This window comes from Candidatus Defluviilinea proxima (assembly GCA_016721115.1).
GTDB classification, from domain to species: domain Bacteria; phylum Chloroflexota; class Anaerolineae; order Anaerolineales; family Villigracilaceae; genus Defluviilinea; species Defluviilinea proxima.
Genome location: JADKIW010000001.1, coordinates 520,959 through 546,316 on the forward strand (window position 1 = coordinate 520,959; position 25,358 = coordinate 546,316).

A 25,358-nucleotide genomic window follows, 5' to 3' on the forward strand; every position below is an offset into this window, starting at 1 on the left:
TGCCCGTCCCTACGAAATCATTACGCCATTTTTCTAGGAGGTTTCGACGGCTCGGACGATTTGAGCGCCGCATTTAAAGCATCATGAATGGACCGCACTTCGATGATCTCGATCCCTTTAGGGTAGCCTTCGCCTTTACGAATCGCTTTGGGGACAATGGCTGTTTTGAAGCCAAGCTTGGACGCTTCTTTCAAACGGGCAGGCATTTGACTTGGCATACGCAATTCACCTGCAAGACCAATCTCACCGATCAACACCGCTTCCGCCCGCACCGGGACATCCTTCCACGAGGAGGCGATGGCGGCGGCGATGGCAAGGTCGGCGGCGGGCTCGTCAATTTGCAAACCACCCACCACGTTGACGAAGATATCCTGTTCGCCAAGTTTAAATCCTGCACGGCGCGTGAGCACAGCTGAGATCAACAAGAGACGGTTGAAGTCCACGCCGTTGGCGGTGCGACGTGCATTGCCGAATTGAGTCGGGGATGTGAGCCCCTGCACTTCGACAAGGATTGGCCGTGTGCCTTCCATTGTCACTGCAATGGAGGAACCTGCGGCATTGATCATGCGCTCTGCTAAAAATGCTTCCGATGGATTCGTCACTTCGACGAGGCCGCCTTCGCGCATTTCGAACACACCGACTTCAGCTGTGGCGCCAAAACGATTCTTGACCGAGCGCAACAAACGATACGCCTGGAAGCGGTCACCTTCGAGGTAAAGGACAGTGTCCACGATGTGTTCCAACACACGTGGACCAGCAATTGCACCTTCTTTTGTGACATGCCCGATGATAAAGACAGAAACGCCACTGGTCTTGGCTAGTTCACGCAAATGCGATGAACTTTCACGCACCTGTGAAACGGATCCCGCGGACGAATCCAACTCAGAGAGATAGACTGTTTGAATGGAGTCAACAATTAACAGATCTGGTTTGGTCTCATTGACGTGGTTGAGAATAACTTCGAGGTTGGTTTCAGTAACGAGCAAAAGGTTCGCTGGCAGGGGCACAGCGGAACCCTTTGATGATTTGGGCGGTTGATCATCTCGCTGTGCCCCTACGAGACGTGTCGCGCGCATCTTGATCTGTCGTTCTGATTCTTCACCAGAAACATACAACACGCGTTTAGAGGCCGCCATCTCCATCGCCATCTGCAACATCAACGTGGACTTGCCTATACCAGGATCACCACCAATCAAGACAATGGAACCCGGCACGATGCCACCACCAAGCACGCGCGCGAATTCGCCGATGGGCAAATGAATGCGGTCTTCGCTATCAGAGGAGACATCGCCGATCGGACGGGGAACAGACCGGCCCGTAAGTCCGCGAACCGTTTTTGTCTTCTGCGCTGATTCATCGTGGACAACTTCCTCCACCATGCTGTTAAACGATCCGCATTGAGGGCATTTTCCCATGTATGAAGCGGCAACGCGTCCGCATTCCTGACAGACATATCGTGTTTGTGTTTTTGCCATTTAAACCTCGTAGGGACGACCAGCTGGTCGTCCCTACAGTATAACAGAATTTATGTTCTAATCATGCTGTCATTGCGTAGACTTGATTCAGCAACTCCAAAAATTCCCCCGTAGGACGTTCCTTCAAGATTTCCTTGCGCGAGTCGCGGTCGAGCGTTTTCAACAAAAGATATTGCACAGCATACTTACGGAAGAGACGTTGGCCGTCTTCCTCGCCATAGAACTGAACGCTCTTTTGCAAATGTTCATGGACGGTTTGCTTCAACAACTCAGCAGGGACTTGTTCACGATCCATACGCATGAATATCCACGGATTGGCGATAGCGGCGCGACCAATCATGACGCCGTCACAGTTCGTATGCTGTTTCATGCGCTGGATATCTGCGACGGTTCGTACATCGCCAGAACCGATCACTGGAATCTTGACCAATGACTTCACTTCGGCAATCGCGTCCCAATCCGCATTACCACTGTAACGTTGTTCCTTGGTACGACCATGCACCGCGATCAGTGAACCACCTTCCTCTTCCACGATGCGGGCGATCAACTTGTAATTCTTGTTTCGATCCCATCCCAAACGGATCTTGCCGGTGACCGGCACCTTCAACGCGGACGTGAGCAACTTGAACGTGCGCGCGATCTTTTCCGGCGTTGGCATCATCCCTACACCCGCACCCCGGTCCGCAATGGATTTAGCGGGGCATCCCATGTTGATATCAATAATGTCGGGATTCAACGGCGCGATCTTCAACGCAGCCTTGAGCAATAATTCAGGGTTATCGCCGTAAATTTGAAACGTGATAGGGCGTTCCGCTTCTTCGAAATACAGTCGCTTGGCGGGTTCCTTTGAACGGCTAAGGATCTTTTCCACTTTGACGAACTCGGTATAACTCATCGCCGAACCCAGCGCACGGCAAATGGAACGGAAAGGCCAGTCCGAGTAGCCATCCATAGGCGCGAGAATCGTATCCCCATAGATGGGAACATCACGCACAACGAAGTTAGGAGTCCGAGTTTCGATCATAGAGACGAGAAGTATAACAAAGATTTTATTCAAAAAATCTTTTACAACTGTATAATTCACACATCAAAATTCGGGAGGAACATATGCCAGATGAACGTCTTGAACGCGCCGTTAAATTGGTGAAATCCGGGAAAGTAGACGAAGCCCGTACTTTATTAGAACTCATCATCAAAGATGACCGTACACTCATCCCTGCCTGGCGTTGGTACGCAGAAACCATGCAGAAAAAATCAGACAAAGTGCGCGTTTGGGAGTATTGTCTCCGTTACAACCCGTCAAGCCAAGAGGCGCAACAAGCTCTGGCAAGTTTGAATCCCAACCCACCCACAAAAATACTGGAAGACAAGAAAATCCCTTCCAGTGTTCGCCATACTCCTGTAAGATCACGTTCATCCCAGTGGTTGGTATGGGGAGGCCTGGTACTTTTCATAGCCTTCGCTGTTTTTGTCGCAGTTTCCATAAAAAATTTCACTCCGAAAGACCCCGCAAATTACAAGCACACCCAACCAGTGGAATATTATTTATACGTCCCAGAGAACTATTCCGCAGACAAAGAATGGCCGCTCTTTGTTGGCGTTCATGGAGCAGGCGGTTCCGGTCTGGAATGTTGGAACTTATGGCAATCATCCGCAGACAAAGAGGGATATATCCTCTTGTGCCCTACCATACCGGGCGATTCCAGCGGGTATTATCAGGATGTTGGGGAGAATACAGTCTGGAATGCGATCAACGCAGTAAAAAGAGAGTATCGTGTTAAACCTCGAATGTTCTTGAGTGGCTTTTCAGCAGGAGCATTTTTCATACAAGGATTCGCCTTGCACTACCCGGAATATGTAAACAGTCTCTCCATTCTGTCTGCCGGGGTTTACCTCAACCCCAGGGAGTTTCCATTACTGATCCCAATGCTGGTTGTAATCGGAGATCAAGATGATGGAATAGCAGTTCAAACAAGTAAACTCTTTGTCAACGATCTACAAGCAATAGGGTTTGACATTCATTATGAAGTCCTCCCGAATGTGGGCCACACGGTAACCCAAAAAGGCGTTGACTTGACAATTGACCTCTTCAGGAAAACATCCAGGTAAGCAACGCAGAAGATAAGGAAAACTCAAACAAATGAAATACGCTACAACTTTATGCGCCATCGCTGTACTCTTAATAGGCTGTACTTCAACCACACCGACCCCAACAGCGACACCCGAACCAACACAAATACCCGCTCAAATTCTATTTGATGACTTCTCTTACTCGAACACAGACGAGATGACAGCCAACGGCTGGTTCGTCCGTGATGGAGGCGGATTGCCCGGCGTAACCGGCGCAACCTTCAGCAAAGACAATGTCACCTTTATGGATTATCCAAACCAAACCGGCAATCGTTTTCTCCGCATGACGTCTTCCACCGATGGCACAGGGACGAACACATCTCAAGCGCAAATTTGTCACAGCCGAAAATATCTCGAAGGGACATACGCCGCACGCGTCCGCTTTAACGATGAACCTGTCTCAGGCACCGACGGCGACCAGATCGTTGAAACCTTCTACATGATCACCCCATACGATAGACCTTACAACCCCGACTACAGCGAACTGGACTTTGAGTATCTTGCCAACGGAGGCTGGGGCGGCGCACCAACCACAATGCATGTCACCACCTGGGAAACGGTCCAGATCGAACCGTGGGATGCAGATAATGCCAGCAACGCCACAACAGAAAGTCTATCGGGTTGGCATACATTGGTCGTACAAGTCACAGATGGAACCGTCCGCTATTTTGTGGATGAACAACTCGTCGGACAACACGGCGGCGAATACTATCCTGAAGCGTTGATGTCCATCAACTTTAATTTATGGTTCATAGAGGGCGGCCTACAAAGCGACGACACATTCCGCGAATACGAAGAGGATATTGATTGGGTCTTCCACGAAGCAGGTACTTCGCTCATGCCCGATGAAGTCACAGCAAAAGTTTCTGAGTTACGAAATGCATCCGTCAAATTTCAAGATACCGTCATGACTGGTATCTACGTATCGCCTTGTGACCTCTAAAAAAAAATGTGATACCATGTCGCTTATGAACTTATCACAAATCACAAACGACTTATTTATCGGCAGTATGCCTTCAGTCGATGACTACGATCGACTGCGTGAACTCGGCGTTCGTCTTATCATCAACATGCGCTTCGCACGTGGACCTCAGCCTGATTCTCACCATCAACCCATGTCCACCCTTTGGCTTCGTTCGATAGATAGCCCCTTTTTCCCGATCTCCGTCAAAAAATTAATTCATGGCGCACAAACCGCGCTTGAAACAATTCGCAATGGCGGCAAGGTCTATACCCATTGCGCCTACGGGCGTCACCGTGGCGTGGCCATGGGTGCATGCGTTCTCATCGCGCAAGGACATGCCCCGCTCGAAGCGATGAAACTCATCGCCGAACGACGCTCTGTTGCCGACCCATTCGCGTATTACATCCAACCGCGAATTTTAAAATTTGCAAATGAATGGAATTCGTAGAGACAGACCCCGCCCCTATTTCACTTGGACTTCCGCACCTTTACGACTGATCTTCAATTTATAGACGCGCGAATTTAATCCTGCCTCGGCAAACACTCGCTTCGCCGCCTCCCCGATAGCTGATTCAGCCTTCGAAGAAAATGCGATCAAGCTGGGGCCTGCTCCCGATAATGCCACGGCCGAAGCGCCCGCTTCTTTCATCGCATGCATCGCGTCCTTCGCGCCCGGTATCAACGGGATGCGATACGGTTGGTGCAATTTATCTTCCATCGCTTCGCCCAGCATGGCAAGGTCACCATTACGGAAAGCTTCGGTGACGATCACGGCACGGCTGATGTTATGGATGGCATCCTTGCGATCAATTTGAACTGGCAAAATGGCACGCGCTTGCTTGGTGGGAAAATCAAAATCTGGCAATACCACAGTCACTTGAATGGACGAACGTTTGCTTGTCAGCGTCAACCGCAACGAGACGACGCGATTCTCATGGATGATCGAAGCAACCAATCCGCCGAGCATGGCCGGTGCAACGTTATCGGGATGTCCCTCTGTTTCGATGGCGATCTTGAGGATCTCATCGCGCGAAAACGGATTCCCCAACAGTGCATTCGCCCCGAGCATCCCGGTCAACATCGCCGCCGAACTGGAGCCAAGTCCTGACCCAAGCGGCACACGATTTTTACAGTAGATCTGCATCCCTGTGCAAGGCTTGCCTGCCAACTTGTGGATCAGCAACGCCGCTTCTGCAACAGAATTGGTTTCATCTTTGGGAAGTGTATCTTTCCCATCGCCTTTGATCTTTACACTGATCTTTCCATCCTGTGTAGAGACGAACTCAGTCTCATTCCAAAGGTCGAGCGCAAGACCAAGCGCATCGAACCCGGGTCCAAGGTTGGCTGTTGTTGCAGGGACTTTGACATTGATTTTCATAATATTTTTTTTACCACGAAGGACACAAAGCACACAAAGGAAAATCTGTGGGAAGGCTTTTCGCTCATCCTTCTCCCCCCTTAGTGATCTTTGTGCCCTTTGTGTTTAAATCGTTTATCCCAGAATGACCTCTTCCAACGCATCCAATTTCGGCGGGACGATCTGAGGCTTTTGCATATCCTTCGTGATGATATCGGGGTCTTTCATCCCATGGCCGGTACAAATGGCAACAATGCGCTTGCCTTTCACGTTCAACTTTCCAGTTGCAAGTTGATTCGCCAACCCAGCCAGCCCAGCGACAGAGGCAGGCTCCACCCAAATGCCTTCGAGTTGGGCAAGCAGTTTTTGCATATTCAGGATCTGTTCATCCGTCACTGCCATCATCTGCCCTTTGGATTCTTCCGTGGCTTGCAAGGCTTCTTCACCACGCGCAGGTTTCCCAATACGGATGGCTGTTGCAATCGTCTCAGGGTTATCAACGGGATGCCCCAACACTAACGGAGCCGCACCCGCCGCTTGCACGCCCAACACCTGAGGCAAACCTGTGGACTTGATCTTGTTATATTGTTTGAAGCCCGCCCAATACGAAGTGATGTTACCTGCATTGCCCACCGGCAAACATAACCAATCGGGTGCCGATCCCAACACATCACAGATCTCAAAAGCAGATGTTTTCTGTCCTTCAACACGATACGGGTTGATCGAGTTGACCAACGCAATAGGATGCTTATTCGTGATCGCGACCACCATCGTCAACGCATCATCGAATGAACCATCGATCTGAATGACTTGCGCACCGTAGGCGATAGCACCTGCAAGCTTTCCTGCGGCAACTTTCCCCTGCGGGATCAACACAATGGATTTCATCCCTGCACGGGCCGCATACGCCGCGGCCGATGCCGCCGTATTGCCAGTGGAGGCACAGATCACAGTCTTCGCATCACGCCCCAACGCTTCGCTGATGGCGGCTGTCATACCGCGATCTTTGAAAGAACCTGTCGGGTTGAGCCCTTCATATTTGATGAACAACTCAAAGCCACCGCCCAATTGGCGGGACAAGCTGTCCGCTTTGATCAAAGGTGTATTGCCCTCGAGCAGGCTCACGGTCCGTGTGTGAGGCGGGAGGTCGAGGAGATGTCCGTAACGATCTAAAAGTCCAAGGTAAGGTTTGTCTGTCATAGTCGCCTAGTTTAACATAAAACTTCAACAGCGCTTTAAATTTGTGGATATACTTTGTCGAAATGAAACAACTATTATTTATCGTAACAATTAGCTTATTGGTATCGGCGTGCGGCACAAGCGGAATGCCCACCCTAACATCAACCCCATCCGCAACTTCATCCGTTACCATCCGTGAATCCGTGACAGAGTCCGTTTACCTATCTGCTACTCCCCATCCGCTATCTGTTTTGCCATCCACTACCCCACCTGTCACTCCGTCCGCTACAGTCCGTGAGTCCGTAACAGAGTCCGTTTATCCATCCGTCTGGAAGGAATGGCCCGTCATTCCAGTTTTAATTGACCCAAGCCTGCAAAAAGTCTACGAACGCGGACTGTCTCTCGGCAACGACCCGCACGCCTTCTCCATCTTCGGCGATTGCCAGACACGGCCCGGTGAATTTTTCGGCGTATTCGAAACGGATTCGTCTGTGGTGCAAAGCCTTTCGCCAGAGCTACAAGAAACAATTGCCTATTTCAACGGGTCATTCAACCGCGAATCATCCACCGCACAAGATGGTACAACTCCCGGCGCGCTCTTATGGACTCAATGGCATCGTGGCGAATACGGATGCACGTTTGCAGAGACGCCAGTCGAATGTGAAATTCGCACACATCATCCATCGTTCGTCATCATTCAGATCGGGTCACATTTCGAATCGCGCAACACAGAATACTTGCGAAAAATAATCTTGCAATTGTTGGATGCAGGCGTTATCCCCATCCTTGCCACCAAAGCCGATAACCGCGAAAAGGACGAACGCATCAACCGCGACATGGCCTTGCTTGCTTCTGAATATGATTTGCCTTTATGGAACTTTTGGGCCGCCGTATCCGACCTCCCCAATCGCGGACTCTACACCCGCAGTGACCGCCCGCAACAAGGCGATATTTATCTCACAGAAGAAGCCGCACAAATCCACCGCATGACCGCCCTCGAAACTCTCAACATCGTCTGGCGGGCCGTTACAGGAAAATGAAAAGGCAAGTATTCATTAACATTATACGATTGGGTACAATTGGGATTGGAGGACATGACATATGAAAAACAAAATCAGGGCTTGGTTTAGGGAAACATCATTCCATTACTGGTTGACTGTTATTTTATCAATTCTCGATTTATCTGAAGTCAAGGATGACATTGTGAGTAACGGTAGAGGTCTCCTTGTGGGTTTTTTGGCGGCTTTGTTTAGTTATATTTACAGGGGCGAATATATTGACATTGAGAATATATCATATTACGCGCTGGTCTTTTTTGGTTATTCCTTAGTGTTTTATATAGGGGAAAGGATAATCTATGTGCCATTCAAGATGTACAAAGAGGAAAGGACAAAGGTCTTACAAGATTCGTGGCGTGATATTGAAATCAAATCCTTTCCATTTGGTAGCGACAGCGGATTTTCTGCTGGGATTGAACTAATTAGCCATAAAAATATTGTTGACTTGATGTTTATGAGAAACAATAATACTATTGAAGTTCTCTACAAATACCAAAACGGAACAGAAACCGCTTTTCAAAACAGAGAAGAGCATATGTATTTACCTCTATTGAACATGATAGACAATTCTCTTTTCCTGCCTACTGAAAGGATAAGAAACGTAAACGATAAAGATAATTCTTTCAAAGCTTCGGTTATTCCATTGGTGAAGTGTAATGAAAATGGTGCTTGGATCGTGTCCAATGATGGGAATAATCCAAGTAATATTAGCATCGAGCAAGGAACAAAGTGCAGGTTAATAATCAATATGACGGCAAGCAGGAATCTCATGGGCTCAATGGATTGCGGAATAACCTGTGATTTATTTTATGATAAAGATGAAAAAGGGAACCAGTTTGTAACTGTCGAAGTAGTAAAGCGCAATCCACCATACGAATTATAGGAGATTATTGGTCTTGAAATACACAATCGGATAACTAAATATAACAAAAAGAGAAGCCATCTTTACCAAAATGGCTCTTGAAAAGACATCGTATTATTCAATATGATTTCAAGGGATATTCGGTGTTAAAAATTATAGGGACGACCCAATGGGTCGTCCCTATTCATCCTTCATAACTCCTACTTCATCCTTTAAGCGGCGGTGCATCCTTATCGTACACGAATACCTGAATATCCAAGCCGTCGTTATTCAACAAGTCAATGGCGGGTTTGAAAGTCGCATCTTTGATTCCCTGAATATCCCCGGCCGGCGCATACACGCTCAAACGTGCCTCTTCGTCAGACATCTTAACCGTCTTAACCTCGGCACTTGTGCTTACACTCTTAACCACATCAGTCATTTTTTTGATCGCATCATCCAAAGACATAACTGCTCCCTTATTCACGGCATTATACCCGTTCAGCCATAACTTGTGGCTTTGGGCATTACTTATGGTTACTTCGCCATCTTGGCAACTGTCACACCTGCGCCGCCTTCATTATCCTTCGGTTCCTCGAAAGAAGCCACGTACGGGCTGGCCTTCAACGCTTCCCGCACCGCATCGCGCATTCGGCCCGTCCCCTTGCCATGTACAATCCGTACGAACAGCAACCCCGCAGAAAAAGCCCGTTCCAAATAGCGCTCCAATTCCTCGAGCCCATCATCCACCAGTTTACCGCGCAAGTTAAGCTCCAAACCTGGTGATTTTGTATTTGCAACGATTCGTTCACCGGGCTCTACGTTTTGCCTTTGCGGTTCCTGTTTTTCTTCTGGATTCACCGCCTCGCGGCCTTTTCTCACCAATTCAGACATCCTCGCCCTAATACGCAGGCTCCCGATCTGGACTTCCGCCTCAGACTCACCCAAAGCTGTCACCACCCCTTCAGCCTTCAACGTGCTGACAGTGACTCGTTCTCCCAGAGACAATGGACGATAAACCGTAGACGACCCACTGTCTTCGACCCTCGGTCGTCTTTCCACCGGCGCTTCCACTTTCTCTTCGATCTTCTCCATCTTCTCTTCGATCGAGTTAATGGCATCGAGCGGTTGCTTCGCCTTCTTAAGTTGAGACTTCAACGAGTCGATGTTCCGTTTGAGAACCGCAACTTCGAGTTCGCCTTCTGCCCGGGCTTTTGCCAGCACATCACGACGCTCATCCTCAAGCTTTTCAAGTCGCTGTTGCAATTCGGCGGTTTGTGCTTCCAACTTATCGCGGGCCTTCTCCAGCTTCTGACGTTCTCGCGAGGTACGATTGCGTTCCTTGCGAATATCATCGAGAAGTTTGTCGGCGCGCAAATCGTCGGGGTTGATCTCTCCTTTGGCTGATTCAATGATCGGCTGAGAAAGACCGAGGCGCTGGGCGATGAGGAGTGCGTTCGAGCGACCGGGCAATCCCAACGTCAGTTTATACGTCGGGCGGAGAGTCTTGATGTCAAATTCCAACGACGCATTGACCACAGCTTCAGTAGAATGCGCGAACGTTTTGAGTTCGGGGTAATGCGTAGCGACAAGCGTTGTACATCCCGTTTCGAGCAGATGATTGAGGATCGCACGCGCCAATGCCGCACCTTCTTGCGGATCAGTGCCTGCGCCCAATTCATCAAAAATGACGAGCGAACGTTCATCAATGTATTTGAGAATGCGAATAATGTTCGTGATGTGACCGCTGAACGTGCTAAGCGATTGTTCGATGGATTGCTCATCGCCAATATCCGCAAAGACATTGTGAAAGAACGGCAACTCCGAACCGCTTTGAACAGGGATATGCAGTCCGCTTTGCGCCATGAGAGCCAGCAAACCAACAGTTTTCAACGAGACAGTTTTGCCACCGGTGTTTGGACCAGTGATGACGATAGCACGCGTGCCGGGCTTGGGGTCAATGTCCGTGGGGACAACGGTGCTCGGGTCAAGCAAAGGATGACGAGCACGGATCAAGCAAATGGGCGCCTGACTCTTAGCCTTTGGCTCTTGCTTCTCAGTTTTAGCCAATCGCTGACCGCTAACCGCTGAAAGCTGATGAAGTTTCGGCTCGCTTGCCTTCAACTCCTCCGCATATTTTGCCTTCGCGAAGATCAAGTCGAGCATCGCGAGATTCTCAATGCCATAATTGAGTTCTTCACGATGTTCCCCAACCTGAGCAGAAATTTCATGCAGAATGCGCCGTTCTTCATCGCGCTCCTGCAATTCAAGTTCACGAACCGTGTTATTGAGTTCCACCACCGGCAACGGCTCTACAAACAAGGTCGCGCCGCTGGAGGATTGATCGTGGACAACCGCCTTGATCTGTCCCTTGAACTCGGCTCGCAATGGAATCACGTACCGTCCATCACGTTGTGTGATGATCGGTTCTTGTAACTTGGAGGCTGACTCGGTCAGGTATTTTTGTAAACGTGCCATCAAACGATCATGCGCGATCTTGATCTCACGTCTCAGTGTGGCAAGTTTGGGGGAAGCAGAGTCCAGCACTTCGCCACGATCAGAGAGGACGCGTGTGATCGCATCCACAACTCCATGCGATTCAGGCAGGCCCGCCGCGATCTGGGAGAGACGCGGATACTCATCCGTTTTGCGCTCGAACGTTTTCTTCAAATCACGGCACGAGATTAGCGTGGACTTTACATCCAGCAGTTGTTGCGGGTCAAGGACGCCACCGCGCGCGGCCAGATCAGCCGCCGCACGGATATCGTGTGCGCCACCGATGCCAACATCCTGAACTGAAAACAACTTGCGCGCCTCGGTCGTTTCCGCAAGGCGGGCAAGGGCAAGATCATAGGAATCGGTCGGCTCCAGTGTGCGCGCCAATTCCATCGAAGCGGAAAAATCGCAAAACGACTTCAACCGCTCGCGTATCTTCGGGTATTCCAAAACCTGCAAACTTTTTGCGTCCATTAGATGAATTATAAACCAGAGGCGTTTTTAAACAAAAATGGCAGATGTACCATAGCCATTTGTCATTTGTATTCTTAATTTCCTTACTCGTCTTTTACTTCTTCCAATGATTCAAGCCATTTTAGAAGGTTGAGATGGGCTTTTTCGTTTACACCTATGAACCTCGTCCCCTTATTCATCCAGCCACTGTCCCCTCGCAACTCGTCTATAGTGTCTCTATCACCTTCTGCAATTACAACTATCCACAAGCCAACCTCTTTTTCTAAAATCTCAAGAAGCAAACCGCGATATGGTTCAATACTTAATTTAACTGCATCTACTTGTCTTACGTCTTGAACGATATACCATTTATCTCCTCTTTGAGAAATTGCACGCTCCATATCGGATCTTCTTTTCAAGAGCAACATAACCGGATCACTAAGTACTTCCAGATTCGATTTCCCTTGTTTAGCAAAGTTCCATAGCTCGTTTACGAACATGGATTTTGTTTGACGGATTTCGAATGGTTGTCTAAACTGATCTAGTGAGAGCTTTGTTTCTTTTTCATATAACCTAATAACCGGAACAATAGAAGTGTTATCAAAACCTCGAGTGTGTGATTCCAAGAAAAAGCCAAGCTGTAGCTTTTTCTCGGCCCACACAGTTTTTGTTTTAGCCTTTTCTTGTATATCACCTTCTATACGTACCGTTACGTAATAGTATCCTTCATCAAGGTTTTGTGGTTTCCTTGGAATATAAGAAAAACCGAATTTTTCATATCCTTCTTCAATCTGGTCCCAAACAGTATTGAAATCTTTTGTCCAAGCCAAGCTTAAGTCTTCTTGCGCGTCTTGGCGAATTGAGATGAAGCCATCTTTTGATTCTGTGCTATACCACTCTAGTTTTTGATTTGTTACAGGGAATGATTCTTTCTCATTTTTATTGTTATTACGAAATCGTCTTAAATTAATGTGTACAATCTTTGCATGACAATTTTTCAGCTCGTATGAATAGTCATTTTTGACTGTTAAAATCACCTGGCTTTTATTTGTCAAAGGGGATATTGAAATCCCGATTTTAGAAAACTCACTCGCCTGCGCTTCTTTCGCTTTTATTGTCTTCGCATAAACGAATTTATACAACTTTTTAATTCCGTGAATTATGAGAGCAACTATTATCAGGGATATGACAAAAAAGCCAAAGAACATTCCAGTTATAGCTATATAAAAAGAGATGTCCGTATTTGCCAATCCTTCTGATAAATTTGGGGTATAGAGTTTCCAGACGACAACGAAAGATGTGACACCCGCCGAAAGTATGCGAATAAAAATCTCTCCAGCAATGTTGCCGATCATCCATGACAAGATTTTTTTGAGCTTACCATTTGTATCCATGTTGGGTTCTCCCAAGAACCTATTTTACCCAATACATGATAATAAAGACTATGTACCTTTCCTCGCCGCCAATGTTGAGCCAACGATCCCTGCTTCGTTCAGGAATTGTGCGGTAATCACGGGGGTTTCGATCTTCAACAAGGGAATGTATTTTTCCGAATATTTGCTAATACCACCGCCAATAATGAAGAGGTCTGGCCAGAAAAGTTTTTCCATCTCGGCGAGATATTTGTTCAATCGTTTGGCGTATTTCTTCCACGAGAGGTCTTCGCGTTGACGGGCTGTATCAGATGCACGGTGTTCCGCATCTGTGCCTTTCATTTCTAGATGACCAAATTCGGTATTGGGAAGTAATTTTCCGCGATGGAAGATGGCAGTGCCAATGCCGGTCCCCAAGGTGACGAGGATGACTGTCCCGGGCTGGCCTTTGCCTGCGCCAAATTCCATTTCCGCCAGACCGGCCGCATCCGCATCATTGGTCATGGTACAGTCACAACCCGTGACTTTGGTGAACAGATCATCTGCGTTAAGCCCCACCCATTTCTCTGAAACATTTGCCGCCATCATAACAACACCTGCTTTGATCGGTGCTGGGAAACCAATGCCGATGGGACCCTTCCAATTAAAAGAGCGAGCGATCTCAGTGACGATCTCTGCCACAGGTTGAGGTTCAGCTCCCTTCGGAGTCTTGATGCGGAGTCGTTCCGCGAGCAATGTCCCAGTGGAGATATCCACCGGTGCACCTTTGATGCCCGAGCCGCCTACGTCGATTCCGAGAATATTCATTTTGATCTCCTTGGCGAGGATTTAAGCCAATTTGATTTAACCACAGATGCCTTGGAGGGACAATGCAAATGATTACATTCCATTAACAATTCACATTTAACTATCTGTTAGGAAGGTTATGCAAATTAATAGGATTTACGTAACGCTTTCCGCGAAACCGTGCCTGGGTGCCTGACCGGGATATTCTCCATGATCCATTTATATTGTTCTTCATAGCGGACAATAGTGTTTTGCAAGTTATGGGTCTGAACACGTTCAAGGCTAGCCTGCCCCATTCGATGCCAATTTTCCCTATCCATCAAAAATTGTTTCAGCATGTGCGCCGCGTCAACAGGGTTATTTGATTGAAACAAATATCCATTCTCGCCGGGAACAACTAACTCCGGCAAGGCCCTTGCATTTGCGGCGATGATGGGCTTTCCACATGCCATGGCTTCGAGGGTGGCAATGCTCTGAAGTTCTTCCGGGCTGGGCATGACAAATGCATCTGCACTATTCAATAAAAGAGGCAGATCATCCGGTGTAACGTAACCGATAAAGTTTATACGCTCTTCCAAGCCAAGATCGTGCACTTGTTTTCGCAAAGTCGTTTCATAGAGTCCATACCCGCCCAAGGCGACCTGAAAATCCATATCGTGTACATGGCTCACTGCTTCGATAAGAACATCCAACCTTTTTTCACCATCTAAACGGCCCATGTAAAGTAAAAGAGGCTTTTCGGGGTGAAGATTATATTTTCGGCGAATGCCGATGCGATCAGTTTCAGGGTCCGGGTGGAAGCGGGTTGTATCCACACCATTTGAAATTGGACGAACCGGTATATAAATCTTCTGTCCACGCAAAATTCTGGCGGCAGACTTGGATGGTGTGGTTGTCAGATCAAGGCGATTGAAAACATCCAACATCATCTTCCATAATGGAATTGCTGCAATGCGTTGCAATGCAGGAAAGTCTCTGAAAAACGGCAGGAGATTTTCGGGCAGGAAGTGATTGGTCCCCATGGCTGGGATACCACGACGGCGCGCTTCATTCACAACGGCACTGGCGAGGAAGTAATGGTCCTGAATGTGAATCAGGTCCGGTTGGAATTCATCAAAGAGTTGCTTGACACGCGGCGCAGGAAAAGGAGTGAGATATATGGAAGGATGCAGAATGGAAAAATGAATCGCAGGGACTCTTTCCACGCGGACCCCATTGATCGTTGTGCCATATGAATTCATTTTTTCCGATGGCGTTACAACCATGACCTGATGCCCGCGGGCCGCCAAATTTTCAGCCAGACGAATGGTGAAGCTTGCCTGACCATTTCCATAAGTATAGGTTTGTGAAGCAATGAGGATACGCATTTACATTTCACTTTCCAGATCAAGTTTTCGATGAGACAGATAATAGATCACTGCAATTAACAGAGCTACAGCGCCACCCAATGCCACCCATCGTAAGTTGGTTTCAATGCTTTGGATCAAGGACCCAAAGTAATAACCTGCCAGAACCAGTCCACCAGTCCAAATACATTCTGCCGTGAACAATATGCCAAACCAGAGTTTAAAGGGAACACGTGCCAACCCCGCCGCGACCAGAGTAGGGATAACCAACCCCATCGTCATCTTGGCTACGAAAAGGACTTTATGGATATGAGTATGGATATCTTTTTGAATGCGGGTGATAAAACTTTCTTTAATCCCAAAACGGATTCCATACCGTGTGACCAATTCCATCTTGCCAAAATATCCCAGCAAATACCATAATATGTCAGCTGTCATATTCCCAAGACTGGCAAAAATAAAAACCCAAACCGGGTTCAATAACCCGGCAGAGGCCGCTGCGGCGCCCGTCAGTGTGATGATGGGACCTTCTATGGCCACCATCAGTGCAAGCAAAATATATGCCCAAATACCGAGGGGTTGTGGAAGGGTCTGCGCAATGCCGTAAAAATAATACATATGGGTGAATATAAATGGGAAGGAAACCCGCCCGTAGTGATATACGCTAACAATACTTAAAGTTGCACCAAGAACACAATTTATGCAAAAAAATTCCTTATCTTATGGAAAATAACATCGAATTGTAAAATTCAGATTAACAAGTTATGTGTTCTTGGTGAAGATCAGGTTTTGAGATGTATCTGCTGTATAGCCGACAAAATTGTGGAGCAACGCAGATATACGCACCCGACCATAAATCTGTGTTATACTCCCGCCGCTCTCAATGGAGAGCAATTTTTGGGAAATTGTTTTGATCACTCTGAACGAACGCCCGAAGTACTCTTGATCGGGCTTTTTTGTTGGGCGGACGAGTCTGCAAAGACGAGTCCTGATTGGCAAGAAGGAAGTTAAACAGAGTCATCGGAACATCCCGTATTAGTCTTCTAGTCACTAGTCTTGTAGTCCCTTGTCAAAGCCGCTTTTGCGACTAGTTGACAAGCGACCAGCGGACTAGCAGACTGGGAAAAAGGATAAAGATGACAACTGAATTTACTTCCCTAAACCTGCGTGACGAGGTCATGCAGGCCATTACCGAACTCGGCTATAACGAGCCGACGCCCATTCAAGCGGGCATGATCCCCCTCATGCTCACCGGCGTAGACGTGATCGGCCAGGCCCAAACCGGCACTGGTAAGACCGCCGCCTTCGCACTCCCCATTCTCAACAACTATCAACCGCAAAGAAATATACAGGCCTTGGTGCTCGCGCCTACGCGTGAACTTGCCTTGCAGGTTGCTGATTCCATGGTCGAATATGGCAAGCACCTCAAGGTACGCGTGCTGGCTGTGTACGGCGGCCAGGCATATGGTCCACAGATCAGTAGCATCAAGCGCGGTGTGGATATTGTCGTAGGAACACCGGGTCGTTTGAACGATCTGCTCGAACGCAAAATCCTGGATCTGAGCCACGTCAAAACCGTTGTGCTCGATGAAGCCGACGAAATGCTCAACATGGGCTTTCTCGAAGAGGTTGAAAAGATTCTTGCGACGATGCCTGCGGAACGACAGACTGCGCTCTTTAGCGCCACCTTGCCCCCGCGCATTCGCTCCCTTGCAAACCGCTTCATGCGGGACCCTCAATCTGTCACCATTAAACGAGACAACACCAACGCTTTAGCCATTGAACAGCGCTATTATCTCGTTCACGATAGGGACAAGACCAATGCCCTGACACGTCTCTTCGAGATCGAACCGATCAAGAGCGCATTGATCTTTGCCCGCACCCGCGCAGAGACCGCCACCCTCGCGAACGAACTTGTCGTGCGCGGCATCCCAGCTGAGGCCATTCATGGTGACCTCGACCAGAACGCCCGCGAACGTGTGCTTGGACGCTTCCGTGCCAATCAACTCAAAGTGTTGGTCGCCACCGATGTGGCCGCGCGCGGACTCGACATTGACGACATCTCACATGTCTTCAACTATCACCTACCCGATGACGCTGAAGTGTATATCCATCGCATTGGACGTACAGGCCGCGCAGGGAAAACCGGCGTAGCCATCACATTGCTTTCCCCGAAAGAAAAGCGCCGCCTGCGTGAAGTGGAAGCGCTCACCAAACAGACCGTGACAAAGATGGAACTTCCCACGATCGGCGAGATCCATCGTCATCGCGAAAAAGAGGTTGTTGAAAACCTCAAGATCTGGCTTGGTCGCGGACGTTACAAACGCGAGCTTGAAATGGTCCAAGAGTTGATCGAAGCCGGGCACGATCCGTTAAACATCGCCGCCGCCGCCATCAAGATCGCGCGCGCCGACGAGAAACAACGCCCCATCGACGAAGTGGCCGACGTCAAGGCTGACTTCCCTCGCAAGTCGGAGAAAGAATTTGGTCGTGGCTCGAAGCGAGAAACGTTCGGGCGACGCGATATTCCGATCAAGAGCCCCAGCAACAAGCGTCGTGGTGACTCGTCACATGAAGAGGGCATGATCCGCTTGAAGATCAATAAAGGCAAGTCGAGCGGAATCCGCCCGAATGATATTGTCGGCACGATCGCTTTTCATGCAAACATCCCGGGGTACACCATCGGCAAGATCCGCATTGAGGACACGATCACCTTTGTGGACATCCCCGAAGAATTGCTCGATCAGGTGATGACCCATAACGGAAATTACCGTATCGGCAAAGAAAAGATCAGCCTGACAAAGGCCAAGTAAATCAAAATCCCCGAGACATTCATCTCGGGGATTTTTTGTTTAATTCTGTAGTTGTCTCGCTCTGCCAATGAAAGCGGCTGCGATCAACATAACGGAAAATGGAATGTAGAACGCAATATAGCCATCGCTGTGTGCGCCGATGTAATCCGTGCCAGGGACGTTGTTCATCGGTCCGAGATACCACAAAGTAATGTACAGTATCTCGAAGAGTTTGTGACTGTTGCTCCATACACCAGATGCCAGCGCAAAGGATGGAATGAACAGCGCGGCGGAACACCATGCAAGCAAAGCAACACCGTCACCTGCAAACATCAACTTCAACAAGGCTCCGCTTCCAGCCAATACTGTGACGATAAATCCTGCCAGCCATGTGGCGGGGAGTTGTCGCATCAGCGGCGCAGCGGAAGAGAAGACCATTTGCTGTGTGTTGTTGGTCATCTCGCGGTTGCCCATGCCAGACCAAATGAGGACCGGCCAGACCCATGCCAACGGGAGGATATACGTCCGCACACTTTCGACGGGGCTGACAAGGCTTGCGATGAATAGTCCAGCCGCACCTGCATACCACCACCAACGCTGTCCTTTGAGGAGGAGTTTGAGTTCGGAGATGAGAACACGTATGAAAACGAATCCGCTTTGGGATGGAGCTAGAGGAGTCAAATGCGCAGGCTGAGGCAAAGCTTGAGATGTTGTAGCAACTTGCGGCTTAAGAGTTGAGGCGGTGCTTTTCATCTGCACACTGCGCGGCTTTGCACGTGATGGATCGAAGCGATCGAAGAAGAGCGCACCGAGCAACGTTACAAGGATCGCGAGACCGATATAACCAAAACGCATCGCGATCACGGAGGAAGTCCAGTCGATGCCCGTCCATGTGAATGTGTCGATGATCGTGGTGTCCATGCCACCGAGCATGAAACTGCCATCGTAATCGGGGAAGACTTGTAAGACTTCGCGCGACATGTCCTCTTTGAGCAATGCCATGCCAAGCGGCTCGAGCGCGGGATATGTTTTGACAATTGCTGAATCCATCGTGAACGGGATGATCATGACGAACGCAAAGAAATATACGACATTGCCGAAGCCGCCCGATAAGAACGGGATAGCTTCGAACAACACAGCCACAGCAGCAACCATCGCCATGAGCGGTGTGACGATGAACACGAATGGAGGAAGATAGGTATTGAGATCAACTTGTATGCTTTCGCCGCTGATGAGTTGAATGACGAAACCGAAGATCACGAGGATGACGATCATCGTCATCAAGACCACAAAGTTGCTGAGCCATTTGCCGAGCATATAGAGTGGGCGTGACATCGGCGTGGTTGCCATGATCTGCCCGACGCCCGTTTCACGGTCACGCGCCACCGAGCCTTTGACCACATAGAAGCCGAACCAACCGAGAAAGAACGTAGCGATGATGGACATCATGCCAGCGATCCATGCAGAGTTAAACTCGCCACGGTATTGACCGAGTTGCAGACGCACATTTCCAGCGGCGGTTTGATACCCAAGTAAAACCACCAATCCCAACACGACCAGAAAGCTATAACGACGCACACGTTCTAAAAAATCGGCGCGTGCCAAATGGTAGATGATGCGGATCTGTTTCATGCATTGCCTCCGATGAAATACAGGTAGGCATCTTCGAGGTTCGGACTCACGCTTCTTGCCCCCGCCTCAGGCTGATTCGCACTTACCACTCTGACCGCCACCCCATCACTTCTCCTGATCGTCCCGCTGACGATGTGCGTTTGTTTGAGTGTCACGAGTTCATCACTGGAGACTGTCCACTCCCAGACTTTGCCTTCGAGTTCCTTGAGCAGATTTTCAGGCGCGGACTCACGCAAGAGTTGACCTTTATTCACGAGGGCGATGTGTGTGGCAGTCGCTTCCACATCTGAAACAATGTGCGTGGATAGGATCACGATTCGTTCGCCCGATAGGTCTGACAGCAAATTTCTAAAGCGGACTCTCTCTTCGGGGTCGAGGCCCACAGTGGGCTCATCCACGATGAGCAGTTGCGGGTCGTTGAGTAACGCCTGTGCAATTCCGACGCGTTGTTTCATCCCACCCGAATAGCCACCAAGCGGACGTTTCGCCGCTTCAACAAGATTCACAACTTGCAACAATTCATCAATTCGTCTTTTCGTTGCCTTTGCGTCCAGCCCCTTGATCGCCGCCATGTATTCGAGAAACTCAACCGCAGTCAGATTCGGGTACACACCAAAGTCTTGAGGCAAATATCCGAGCACGGCGCGCATCGTATCTGGTGATTTGACGATGTCCACATCGTTCCACAAGATTTTCCCATCTGTTGGCTTAGTGATGGTCGCCAGCATCCTCATAAACGTGGACTTGCCCGCCCCGTTCGGTCCAAGCAAGCCGAGAATCCCAGGCTTGATCTCAAGGGAAAAGTCTTTCAATCCCCAAAAGTCACGGCGGTATTGTTTGCCGAGGTTTGTAGTAATTAGTTTCATTGAGCATTCTCCGTAAAAGATATTCGTAGTAGTTAGTTTACGGGAAACATGCCGATACGTTGCCTGTCCGAGTGGCTGGTTTTTACTTTCGAGGGATCTGCGCTATTTCACAAGATACCTATTATTGCTTCAGCAGTTGACGTATTCTTCTGTTCTGCCAAAAGACAACAGCAATTAGAATCAGCGTGACAATAGGCCAAATGATGACGAAGACCCACACATTGATCTCTTTGTAGGTGATCCCCAGTATCCCAGCCCAATACACCAACACATCCACACACCAATCGAAGATTTGATCCATCATTATTGATCTCCTTTACAAAGTTGATTAATCAGAGTGTAGACATGTTTCACTTGCAAAGTCTCTCTCGAACTCTCAGGCTTGATAAAGGTTTGACATCTTTTGCTATTTCTTCTAAACTTCCCACACTTCAAATCAACAATGAGATGAAACAATGAACAAAAACAACGCTCGTACAGTTTGGTCATCCAATGACGGAGACCAACGCAAGAAAGAACAACGACCGACAAACACGAAGTCCCTGCCACCCCAGCAACAGACCGCCTACCTGCATCGTGACTCGAAAGGGCGCGGCGGGAAGTCTGTCACATTGATCAAAAATCTCACGCTTTCAGAAGATGACATGAAGTCTCTGGCAAAGAGGATCAAACAGGATTGCGGCGTGGGTGGGACGGTTAAGGATGGAGTGATCGAGATCCAAAGCGAGCAACGGGAAAAGATCGCAGGGATTCTGGAGAAGTTGGGATATAAGATCAAGATCGCAGGTGGTTAAATGAAAAACTCGGAAGTCTTGAAGACTTCCGAGTTTTTTTGTTTGTCTACTTTTTTCTCGTAAAGAATAAACCTACGAACAACCCAACCAGCCCGATCAACATCACGCTACCAACCGCATCGCCAATGGATGGGTACAACGTATCCACAGATCCGATGGGGGTGGTGACCTTTTGCACGTTGGCGAAGCCTGTCGTGTTCCCACCGAACGAGTCAACGCGGTTATATTCCTTGCCATACGCATCCACGACAATGGATACGCCTTGACCTACCTGACGATAGATGCTCATTCCGTTTTCTATGGCTCGGAAAGTAGCCATGCCTGCATGGATGTCTTTCACACCAAGCCAATCTTGTGATGGGACGAAGAGTAAATCCACGTTTTGGGCGCCAGCTTGTTTGATGATATTCGGGAAGTCGGCATCCCAACAGATAACGGCGCTGAGTTTTCCGTAAGGTGTATCCACAGTTTGCAGAACACCATCGCCTTTGAGTGTGCCTTCGAATTGGTTGCCGCCGTACTTGATGTGCGTCAGGAGAACTTCGCCGTTCGGGCCCATAATGTGGACCTTGTTCTCGGCAGGCGATTTGCCCAAATCAAAGGTCGGCAGGACGATGTAGATGTTTTCTTCTTTTGCAATGATGGACACATCGCTCATAAATTGTTCGACTTGATCGCTCATGCCCATCACAGCACCTTCCTGCAAGCTGACAATGTTCGCGCCATCTTTTGCCAAGGCGCGGATCTGGGTCAACTGTTCCGCATGAAGTTCGTTCAGGGCCTGACGAAAGCCTGCTTCATCGTCTTTTAGAAGATTCATCAACTCGGTGAATCTTCCTGATGGGAAAGAGAAGCCAGCAATAACAGCGGTCTGTTCGGGCTGGGGCTTAAGCAGAGTTCGCCCGAAGCCGAAGAGAAAGACAATAAGGAGCAGGCAGGCTGAAGTGAGTGTGAAGCGGGTGAATTTGAATCCGTTTTCCCAAACATGATTCACAAGCCCTGCGAACCATCCCATCACAAAGGTGATTCCCCATAATCCTGTAATCGAGGCGAGTTGCATGATGGGAAGGAAACCGCGTTGGGAATAGGCCGCCGCACCGAATGTTCCAAAGGGACTGCCACTGGAGGAGAAGAAATCCACGGCAGTGTAGGCGATGGGAAAAACGAGGCTAACCCATGCGGCTTTCGGGAAGCGGCGCGCATAGAGACGATCCACCACATAGGGAAGCAAGCCAATGGGCGTGGTGAGGATAAAAAAGATAGGCTCGGCTACGGGATTGATGAGCGCCATCGCGGTAGCGCCATTCCATGAGATGATGGTGGGAATGGCAGATGCGAGCCATAACAAAAGAAAGTTGCGACCGGCTTTGTCGCTATCGCGGAAGAAACGGATGACGAAGACGGGAGTGATCCACGCCGCGAGCGGGATGTTCCATTTGCCGCCGATGAAGAGGCCGAGAACGATGGCGATTGCGAGCCAGAGGTAGCGCAGGTTTTTGTTCATGAGGGAGTCTCCTGGTTTGATAATTCGGTGGTTGAGTAGCCCTGAGCGGTTGTTGCGGAGGGTGGTTCGAAACCACCAGTAAGTAAAGCAATTCTTGTAACAAGATTATTTTGGTTATCTGTTGGTTTCGATACGGGCGGAGAAGCACCGCCCTACTCAACCAACGGAATTGCTTTTGATATTTGGAGTTTATTCATTCCCCTACCCTCGCACATCGGCCATTCCATGCAGAAACGGCAGTCAGGTGGACATTGTCCAGTTGGACAATAGGCCGCGAGGCCTGGCTACAGTAGAATAGGCGCATGGAACAAAACGCAAAGACTGAATCCTTCATTGCCCAACCGTTCTATATCTTCATTTCCATTCTGCTCGGCGCGATCACATTCTTCGGCATCAGGGAATTATGGATATCGGGTTCGCCTGCAAATGCCGCGCTCCTTCTCACGCTCTTTCTTTTTCACATCGGTCTATTCTGGTCGAACATCCGCAATTTTGAAAAACCACGCTGGTGGATGTTCTACTATCCCGTCCAGGTTGTGTTGATCCTCGTGATCGTGAACCTGCCGTTCACCAGCGACATCAACCTGACCTTGCTAGGCTCATCCATTCTGTGCCTGATCGGTGAATCTTTGGGGTTATGGGGCAACACGCGCCGCGCCTTGTATATCGGGCTTTTTCTCTTTGGCTTTATGCTGATCATGTTGTATCTGTTGGTGGGGCGCGCACAGTTTCTTTTTGCTGTTGCCAGCATATTGGTCAACGGTGGGTTCATCGTGTTGTTGATGGTGATGTATAACCAACAGATCGCCGAACGTCAGAAAGCCGTGGATCTGGCAGAATCACTCGAAAGTGCCAATGCGAAACTTGTCGCTTCTGCCGCGAAGATCGAGTCGCTCACACTACAAAATGAACGTCAGCGTATGGCGCGTGAACTGCACGATACGCTCACGCAAGGTGTGGCGGGACACGTCCTGCAATTGGAGGCGGTCAAAGCACACCTCGCCTCGAATCGGATCGAACGGGCCTCTGCCATTGTGGAGCAAGCCATCGTCCGCGCCAGAACGACGCTTGCCGAATCCCGTGCCGCCATTGACGACCTGCGCTCCATGCCAACGGACCTCAAAGAAGCTGTCCGTGAAAAGGTGGAACGCTTTCAACAGTCCGCAGGGATTCCGTGTGAGTTGGAGATCACGGTGAGCGAGAACCAACTTGCCTCGCAAACAACAGAGCACGCCCTAAACATCTTGAGTGAATCGCTGACCAACATCCTGCGTCACGCACAGGCCACACAAGTGCATGTAAAGTTCTTCATCCAGAAACAAACCCTCGAACTCGAAATCCGCGATAACGGCGTAGGCTTCGACGTCACACAACAACCGAGCGGACACTACGGCCTGGTCGGTATGCACGAACGCGCCCGTCTCACAGGCGGAACGCTCGCCATCGAATCAAATCAAAATGGCACGCTCGTTCAATTTGTAGTGGGGAGGTCGTGATGATTTCCAGAAAATCAACCCAGATAAACCAATGTCAAAAAAGCTTTGAACCATGGAGTCACCGAGATACGAAGAAATCAAAAAATCTCTGTGCCTTCGTGTCTCCGTGGTTAGCCAAAACACCTCGTCCGAGTTGTGGGAATGTGTTTGTGAGGACTGCCCCATGATCCGTGTGCTCATCACCGACGACCATCTCGTTGTGCGCGAGGGGTTACACCTCATCCTTGAAACCGCCGACGACATCGAAGTAGTCGGTGAAGCCATGGACGGCGCCGAGTGCTTGCGCCTCGTCCCTGAACTCAAACCCGACCTCATCCTCATGGACCTGCAAATGCCGCGCATGGATGGCATCACCGCCATCGGTCACCTGCGCAAAGATCATCCTGAGATCGCCATCGTTATCCTCACCACCTACAACGAAGACGACCTGATGATCCGCGCCCTGCAAGCGGGCGCACGCGGATATTTACTCAAAGATTCAAGCCGTGAAAATTTACTGGATGCGATCCACGCCGCCGCACGAGGTGAGACGTTGCTCAAGCCAGAGATCCTCGCCCGCGTGCTCTCGCATCAAAATCAACCCAAGCCTGCCTCCACCTCCCAAGCCGACTCTACACTGACAGAGCGCGAGCTCGAAGTTCTGCAGGCCCTATCACGTGGAGAACGCAACAAAGAGATCGCCTACAACCTCGGCATCACCGAGCGGACAGTCAAAGCCCACCTGCAAAGCATCTATCAAAAGTTCGGAGTCGATTCAAGAGCCGCGGCAGTTGCAGTCGGTGCACAGAAGGGATTGTTGGGGGAATAAAAAGCATC

Annotated in this window: 23 protein-coding genes; 9 read left to right on the forward strand and 14 right to left on the reverse strand. The window is 49.3% G+C overall.

Translation table 11 applies throughout. The features are described 5' to 3' along the window. Positions 1-20: 20 nt before the first annotated feature. The gene (gene radA, locus IPP66_02485; protein ID MBK9924135.1) at positions 21-1,475 is read right to left on the reverse strand and encodes a DNA repair protein RadA; all 1,455 of its coding nucleotides are present in this window, start codon (positions 1,473-1,475) and stop codon (positions 21-23) included. A gap of 61 nt (positions 1,476-1,536) precedes the next feature. Beyond that, positions 1,537-2,532, reverse strand: a complete 996-nt coding sequence (locus tag IPP66_02490) for a tRNA-dihydrouridine synthase family protein (GenBank protein ID MBK9924136.1) — start codon at positions 2,530-2,532, stop codon at positions 1,537-1,539. Positions 2,533-2,582: 50 nt separating this feature from the next. Here IPP66_02490 and IPP66_02495 point away from each other — a divergent pair, with 50 nt between their 5' ends. From IPP66_02495 to IPP66_02505, 3 genes are read left to right on the forward strand one after another with little or no spacing between them, the layout of a single operon-like run. After that, complete coding sequence (locus IPP66_02495) at positions 2,583-3,584, forward strand: hypothetical protein (protein MBK9924137.1); 1,002 nt, start codon at positions 2,583-2,585, stop codon at positions 3,582-3,584. A gap of 31 nt (positions 3,585-3,615) precedes the next feature. After that, complete coding sequence (locus tag IPP66_02500) at positions 3,616-4,548, forward strand: glycoside hydrolase family 16 protein (protein MBK9924138.1); 933 nt, start codon at positions 3,616-3,618, stop codon at positions 4,546-4,548. Positions 4,549-4,573: 25 nt separating this feature from the next. Further along, entirely contained in the window at positions 4,574-5,017 is a 444-nt protein-coding gene (locus tag IPP66_02505) for a dual specificity protein phosphatase family protein (protein ID MBK9924139.1), read from the forward strand. Positions 5,018-5,032: 15 nt separating this feature from the next. Here the strand turns inward: IPP66_02505 and IPP66_02510 are convergent, their stop codons facing one another. Then, positions 5,033-5,947, reverse strand: coding sequence for a homoserine kinase (locus IPP66_02510; protein ID MBK9924140.1), 915 nt, complete (start codon positions 5,945-5,947; stop codon positions 5,033-5,035). A 114-nt stretch (positions 5,948-6,061) separates the two neighbouring features. Then, the gene (locus tag IPP66_02515) at positions 6,062-7,126 is read right to left on the reverse strand and encodes a threonine synthase (GenBank protein ID MBK9924141.1); all 1,065 of its coding nucleotides are present in this window, start codon (positions 7,124-7,126) and stop codon (positions 6,062-6,064) included. 62 nt (positions 7,127-7,188) lie between these two features. Here IPP66_02515 and IPP66_02520 point away from each other — a divergent pair, with 62 nt between their 5' ends. Both IPP66_02520 and IPP66_02525 read left to right on the forward strand, forming a co-directional pair. Then, a complete protein-coding gene (locus IPP66_02520) occupies positions 7,189-8,145 on the forward strand; it encodes a hypothetical protein (GenBank protein MBK9924142.1) in 957 nt (318 codons plus the stop codon). Between the two features lie 61 nt (positions 8,146-8,206). After that, complete coding sequence (locus tag IPP66_02525) at positions 8,207-9,046, forward strand: hypothetical protein (protein MBK9924143.1); 840 nt, start codon at positions 8,207-8,209, stop codon at positions 9,044-9,046. A 184-nt stretch (positions 9,047-9,230) separates the two neighbouring features. Here IPP66_02525 and IPP66_02530 read toward each other — a convergent pair whose 3' ends face one another. From IPP66_02530 to IPP66_02555, 6 genes are all read right to left on the reverse strand, one after another. Further along, positions 9,231-9,473 carry a hypothetical protein gene (locus IPP66_02530; protein MBK9924144.1) on the reverse strand — a complete coding sequence of 81 codons (243 nt, stop codon included), beginning with the start codon at positions 9,471-9,473 and terminating at the stop codon, positions 9,231-9,233. A 68-nt stretch (positions 9,474-9,541) separates the two neighbouring features. Beyond that, positions 9,542-11,974 carry an endonuclease MutS2 gene (locus IPP66_02535; protein MBK9924145.1) on the reverse strand — a complete coding sequence of 811 codons (2,433 nt, stop codon included), beginning with the start codon at positions 11,972-11,974 and terminating at the stop codon, positions 9,542-9,544. Between the two features lie 83 nt (positions 11,975-12,057). Beyond that, a complete protein-coding gene (locus tag IPP66_02540; GenBank protein ID MBK9924146.1) occupies positions 12,058-13,347 on the reverse strand; it encodes a hypothetical protein in 1,290 nt (429 codons plus the stop codon). Positions 13,348-13,395: 48 nt separating this feature from the next. Then, entirely contained in the window at positions 13,396-14,133 is a 738-nt protein-coding gene (locus IPP66_02545) for an ROK family protein (GenBank protein MBK9924147.1), read from the reverse strand. A gap of 125 nt (positions 14,134-14,258) precedes the next feature. Continuing rightward, positions 14,259-15,479, reverse strand: a complete 1,221-nt coding sequence (locus tag IPP66_02550) for a glycosyltransferase (GenBank protein MBK9924148.1) — start codon at positions 15,477-15,479, stop codon at positions 14,259-14,261. Then, on the reverse strand, positions 15,480-16,076 hold the full coding sequence (locus IPP66_02555; protein MBK9924149.1) for a VTT domain-containing protein: 597 nt from the start codon (positions 16,074-16,076) through the stop codon (positions 15,480-15,482). A gap of 518 nt (positions 16,077-16,594) precedes the next feature. Between IPP66_02555 and IPP66_02560 the strand changes: the two genes are divergently transcribed. Next, the gene (locus IPP66_02560; GenBank protein ID MBK9924150.1) at positions 16,595-18,271 is read left to right on the forward strand and encodes a DEAD/DEAH box helicase; all 1,677 of its coding nucleotides are present in this window, start codon (positions 16,595-16,597) and stop codon (positions 18,269-18,271) included. 39 nt (positions 18,272-18,310) lie between these two features. Here the strand turns inward: IPP66_02560 and IPP66_02565 are convergent, their stop codons facing one another. From IPP66_02565 to IPP66_02575, 3 genes are all read right to left on the reverse strand, one after another. Continuing rightward, entirely contained in the window at positions 18,311-19,882 is a 1,572-nt protein-coding gene (locus tag IPP66_02565) for an ABC transporter permease subunit (protein ID MBK9924151.1), read from the reverse strand. After that, entirely contained in the window at positions 19,879-20,748 is an 870-nt protein-coding gene (locus IPP66_02570; protein MBK9924152.1) for an ABC transporter ATP-binding protein, read from the reverse strand. Before IPP66_02570 ends, IPP66_02565 begins: the two co-directional genes overlap by 4 nt. A 121-nt stretch (positions 20,749-20,869) precedes the next feature. After that, positions 20,870-21,052, reverse strand: coding sequence for a hypothetical protein (locus IPP66_02575; protein MBK9924153.1), 183 nt, complete (start codon positions 21,050-21,052; stop codon positions 20,870-20,872). Positions 21,053-21,203: 151 nt separating this feature from the next. Between IPP66_02575 and IPP66_02580 the strand changes: the two genes are divergently transcribed. Continuing rightward, positions 21,204-21,542 carry a stress response translation initiation inhibitor YciH gene (locus IPP66_02580; GenBank protein ID MBK9924154.1) on the forward strand — a complete coding sequence of 113 codons (339 nt, stop codon included), beginning with the start codon at positions 21,204-21,206 and terminating at the stop codon, positions 21,540-21,542. Positions 21,543-21,588: 46 nt separating this feature from the next. Here IPP66_02580 and IPP66_02585 read toward each other — a convergent pair whose 3' ends face one another. Continuing rightward, positions 21,589-23,046, reverse strand: coding sequence for a hypothetical protein (locus IPP66_02585; GenBank protein MBK9924155.1), 1,458 nt, complete (start codon positions 23,044-23,046; stop codon positions 21,589-21,591). Between the two features lie 302 nt (positions 23,047-23,348). On the opposite strand from IPP66_02585, the gene IPP66_02590 reads away from it, so the two are divergent. Both IPP66_02590 and IPP66_02595 read left to right on the forward strand, forming a co-directional pair. Then, on the forward strand, positions 23,349-24,542 hold the full coding sequence (locus IPP66_02590; GenBank protein MBK9924156.1) for a sensor histidine kinase: 1,194 nt from the start codon (positions 23,349-23,351) through the stop codon (positions 24,540-24,542). Between the two features lie 163 nt (positions 24,543-24,705). After that, positions 24,706-25,350 carry a response regulator transcription factor gene (locus IPP66_02595; GenBank protein MBK9924157.1) on the forward strand — a complete coding sequence of 215 codons (645 nt, stop codon included), beginning with the start codon at positions 24,706-24,708 and terminating at the stop codon, positions 25,348-25,350. The last annotated feature ends 8 nt before the right edge of the window (positions 25,351-25,358 follow it).

Coding starts and splice junctions, on each gene's coding strand:
- radA (MBK9924135.1), bottom strand. CDS start 1,475: ATGGCAAAAACACAAACACGATATGTCTGTCAGGAATGCGGACGCGTT.
- IPP66_02495 (MBK9924137.1), top strand. CDS start 2,583: ATGCCAGATGAACGTCTTGAACGCGCCGTTAAATTGGTGAAATCCGGG.
- IPP66_02500 (MBK9924138.1), top strand. CDS start 3,616: ATGAAATACGCTACAACTTTATGCGCCATCGCTGTACTCTTAATAGGC.
- IPP66_02505 (MBK9924139.1), top strand. CDS start 4,574: ATGAACTTATCACAAATCACAAACGACTTATTTATCGGCAGTATGCCT.
- IPP66_02510 (MBK9924140.1), bottom strand. CDS start 5,947: ATGAAAATCAATGTCAAAGTCCCTGCAACAACAGCCAACCTTGGACCC.
- IPP66_02515 (MBK9924141.1), bottom strand. CDS start 7,126: ATGACAGACAAACCTTACCTTGGACTTTTAGATCGTTACGGACATCTC.
- IPP66_02520 (MBK9924142.1), top strand. CDS start 7,189: ATGAAACAACTATTATTTATCGTAACAATTAGCTTATTGGTATCGGCG.
- IPP66_02525 (MBK9924143.1), top strand. CDS start 8,207: ATGAAAAACAAAATCAGGGCTTGGTTTAGGGAAACATCATTCCATTAC.
- IPP66_02530 (MBK9924144.1), bottom strand. CDS start 9,473: ATGTCTTTGGATGATGCGATCAAAAAAATGACTGATGTGGTTAAGAGT.
- IPP66_02535 (MBK9924145.1), bottom strand. CDS start 11,974: ATGGACGCAAAAAGTTTGCAGGTTTTGGAATACCCGAAGATACGCGAG.
- IPP66_02540 (MBK9924146.1), bottom strand. CDS start 13,347: ATGGATACAAATGGTAAGCTCAAAAAAATCTTGTCATGGATGATCGGC.
- IPP66_02545 (MBK9924147.1), bottom strand. CDS start 14,133: ATGAATATTCTCGGAATCGACGTAGGCGGCTCGGGCATCAAAGGTGCA.
- IPP66_02550 (MBK9924148.1), bottom strand. CDS start 15,479: ATGCGTATCCTCATTGCTTCACAAACCTATACTTATGGAAATGGTCAG.
- IPP66_02555 (MBK9924149.1), bottom strand. CDS start 16,076: ATGTATTATTTTTACGGCATTGCGCAGACCCTTCCACAACCCCTCGGT.
- IPP66_02560 (MBK9924150.1), top strand. CDS start 16,595: ATGACAACTGAATTTACTTCCCTAAACCTGCGTGACGAGGTCATGCAG.
- IPP66_02565 (MBK9924151.1), bottom strand. CDS start 19,882: ATGAAACAGATCCGCATCATCTACCATTTGGCACGCGCCGATTTTTTA.
- IPP66_02570 (MBK9924152.1), bottom strand. CDS start 20,748: ATGAAACTAATTACTACAAACCTCGGCAAACAATACCGCCGTGACTTT.
- IPP66_02575 (MBK9924153.1), bottom strand. CDS start 21,052: ATGATGGATCAAATCTTCGATTGGTGTGTGGATGTGTTGGTGTATTGG.
- IPP66_02580 (MBK9924154.1), top strand. CDS start 21,204: ATGAACAAAAACAACGCTCGTACAGTTTGGTCATCCAATGACGGAGAC.
- IPP66_02585 (MBK9924155.1), bottom strand. CDS start 23,046: ATGAACAAAAACCTGCGCTACCTCTGGCTCGCAATCGCCATCGTTCTC.
- IPP66_02590 (MBK9924156.1), top strand. CDS start 23,349: ATGGAACAAAACGCAAAGACTGAATCCTTCATTGCCCAACCGTTCTAT.
- IPP66_02595 (MBK9924157.1), top strand. CDS start 24,706: ATGATCCGTGTGCTCATCACCGACGACCATCTCGTTGTGCGCGAGGGG.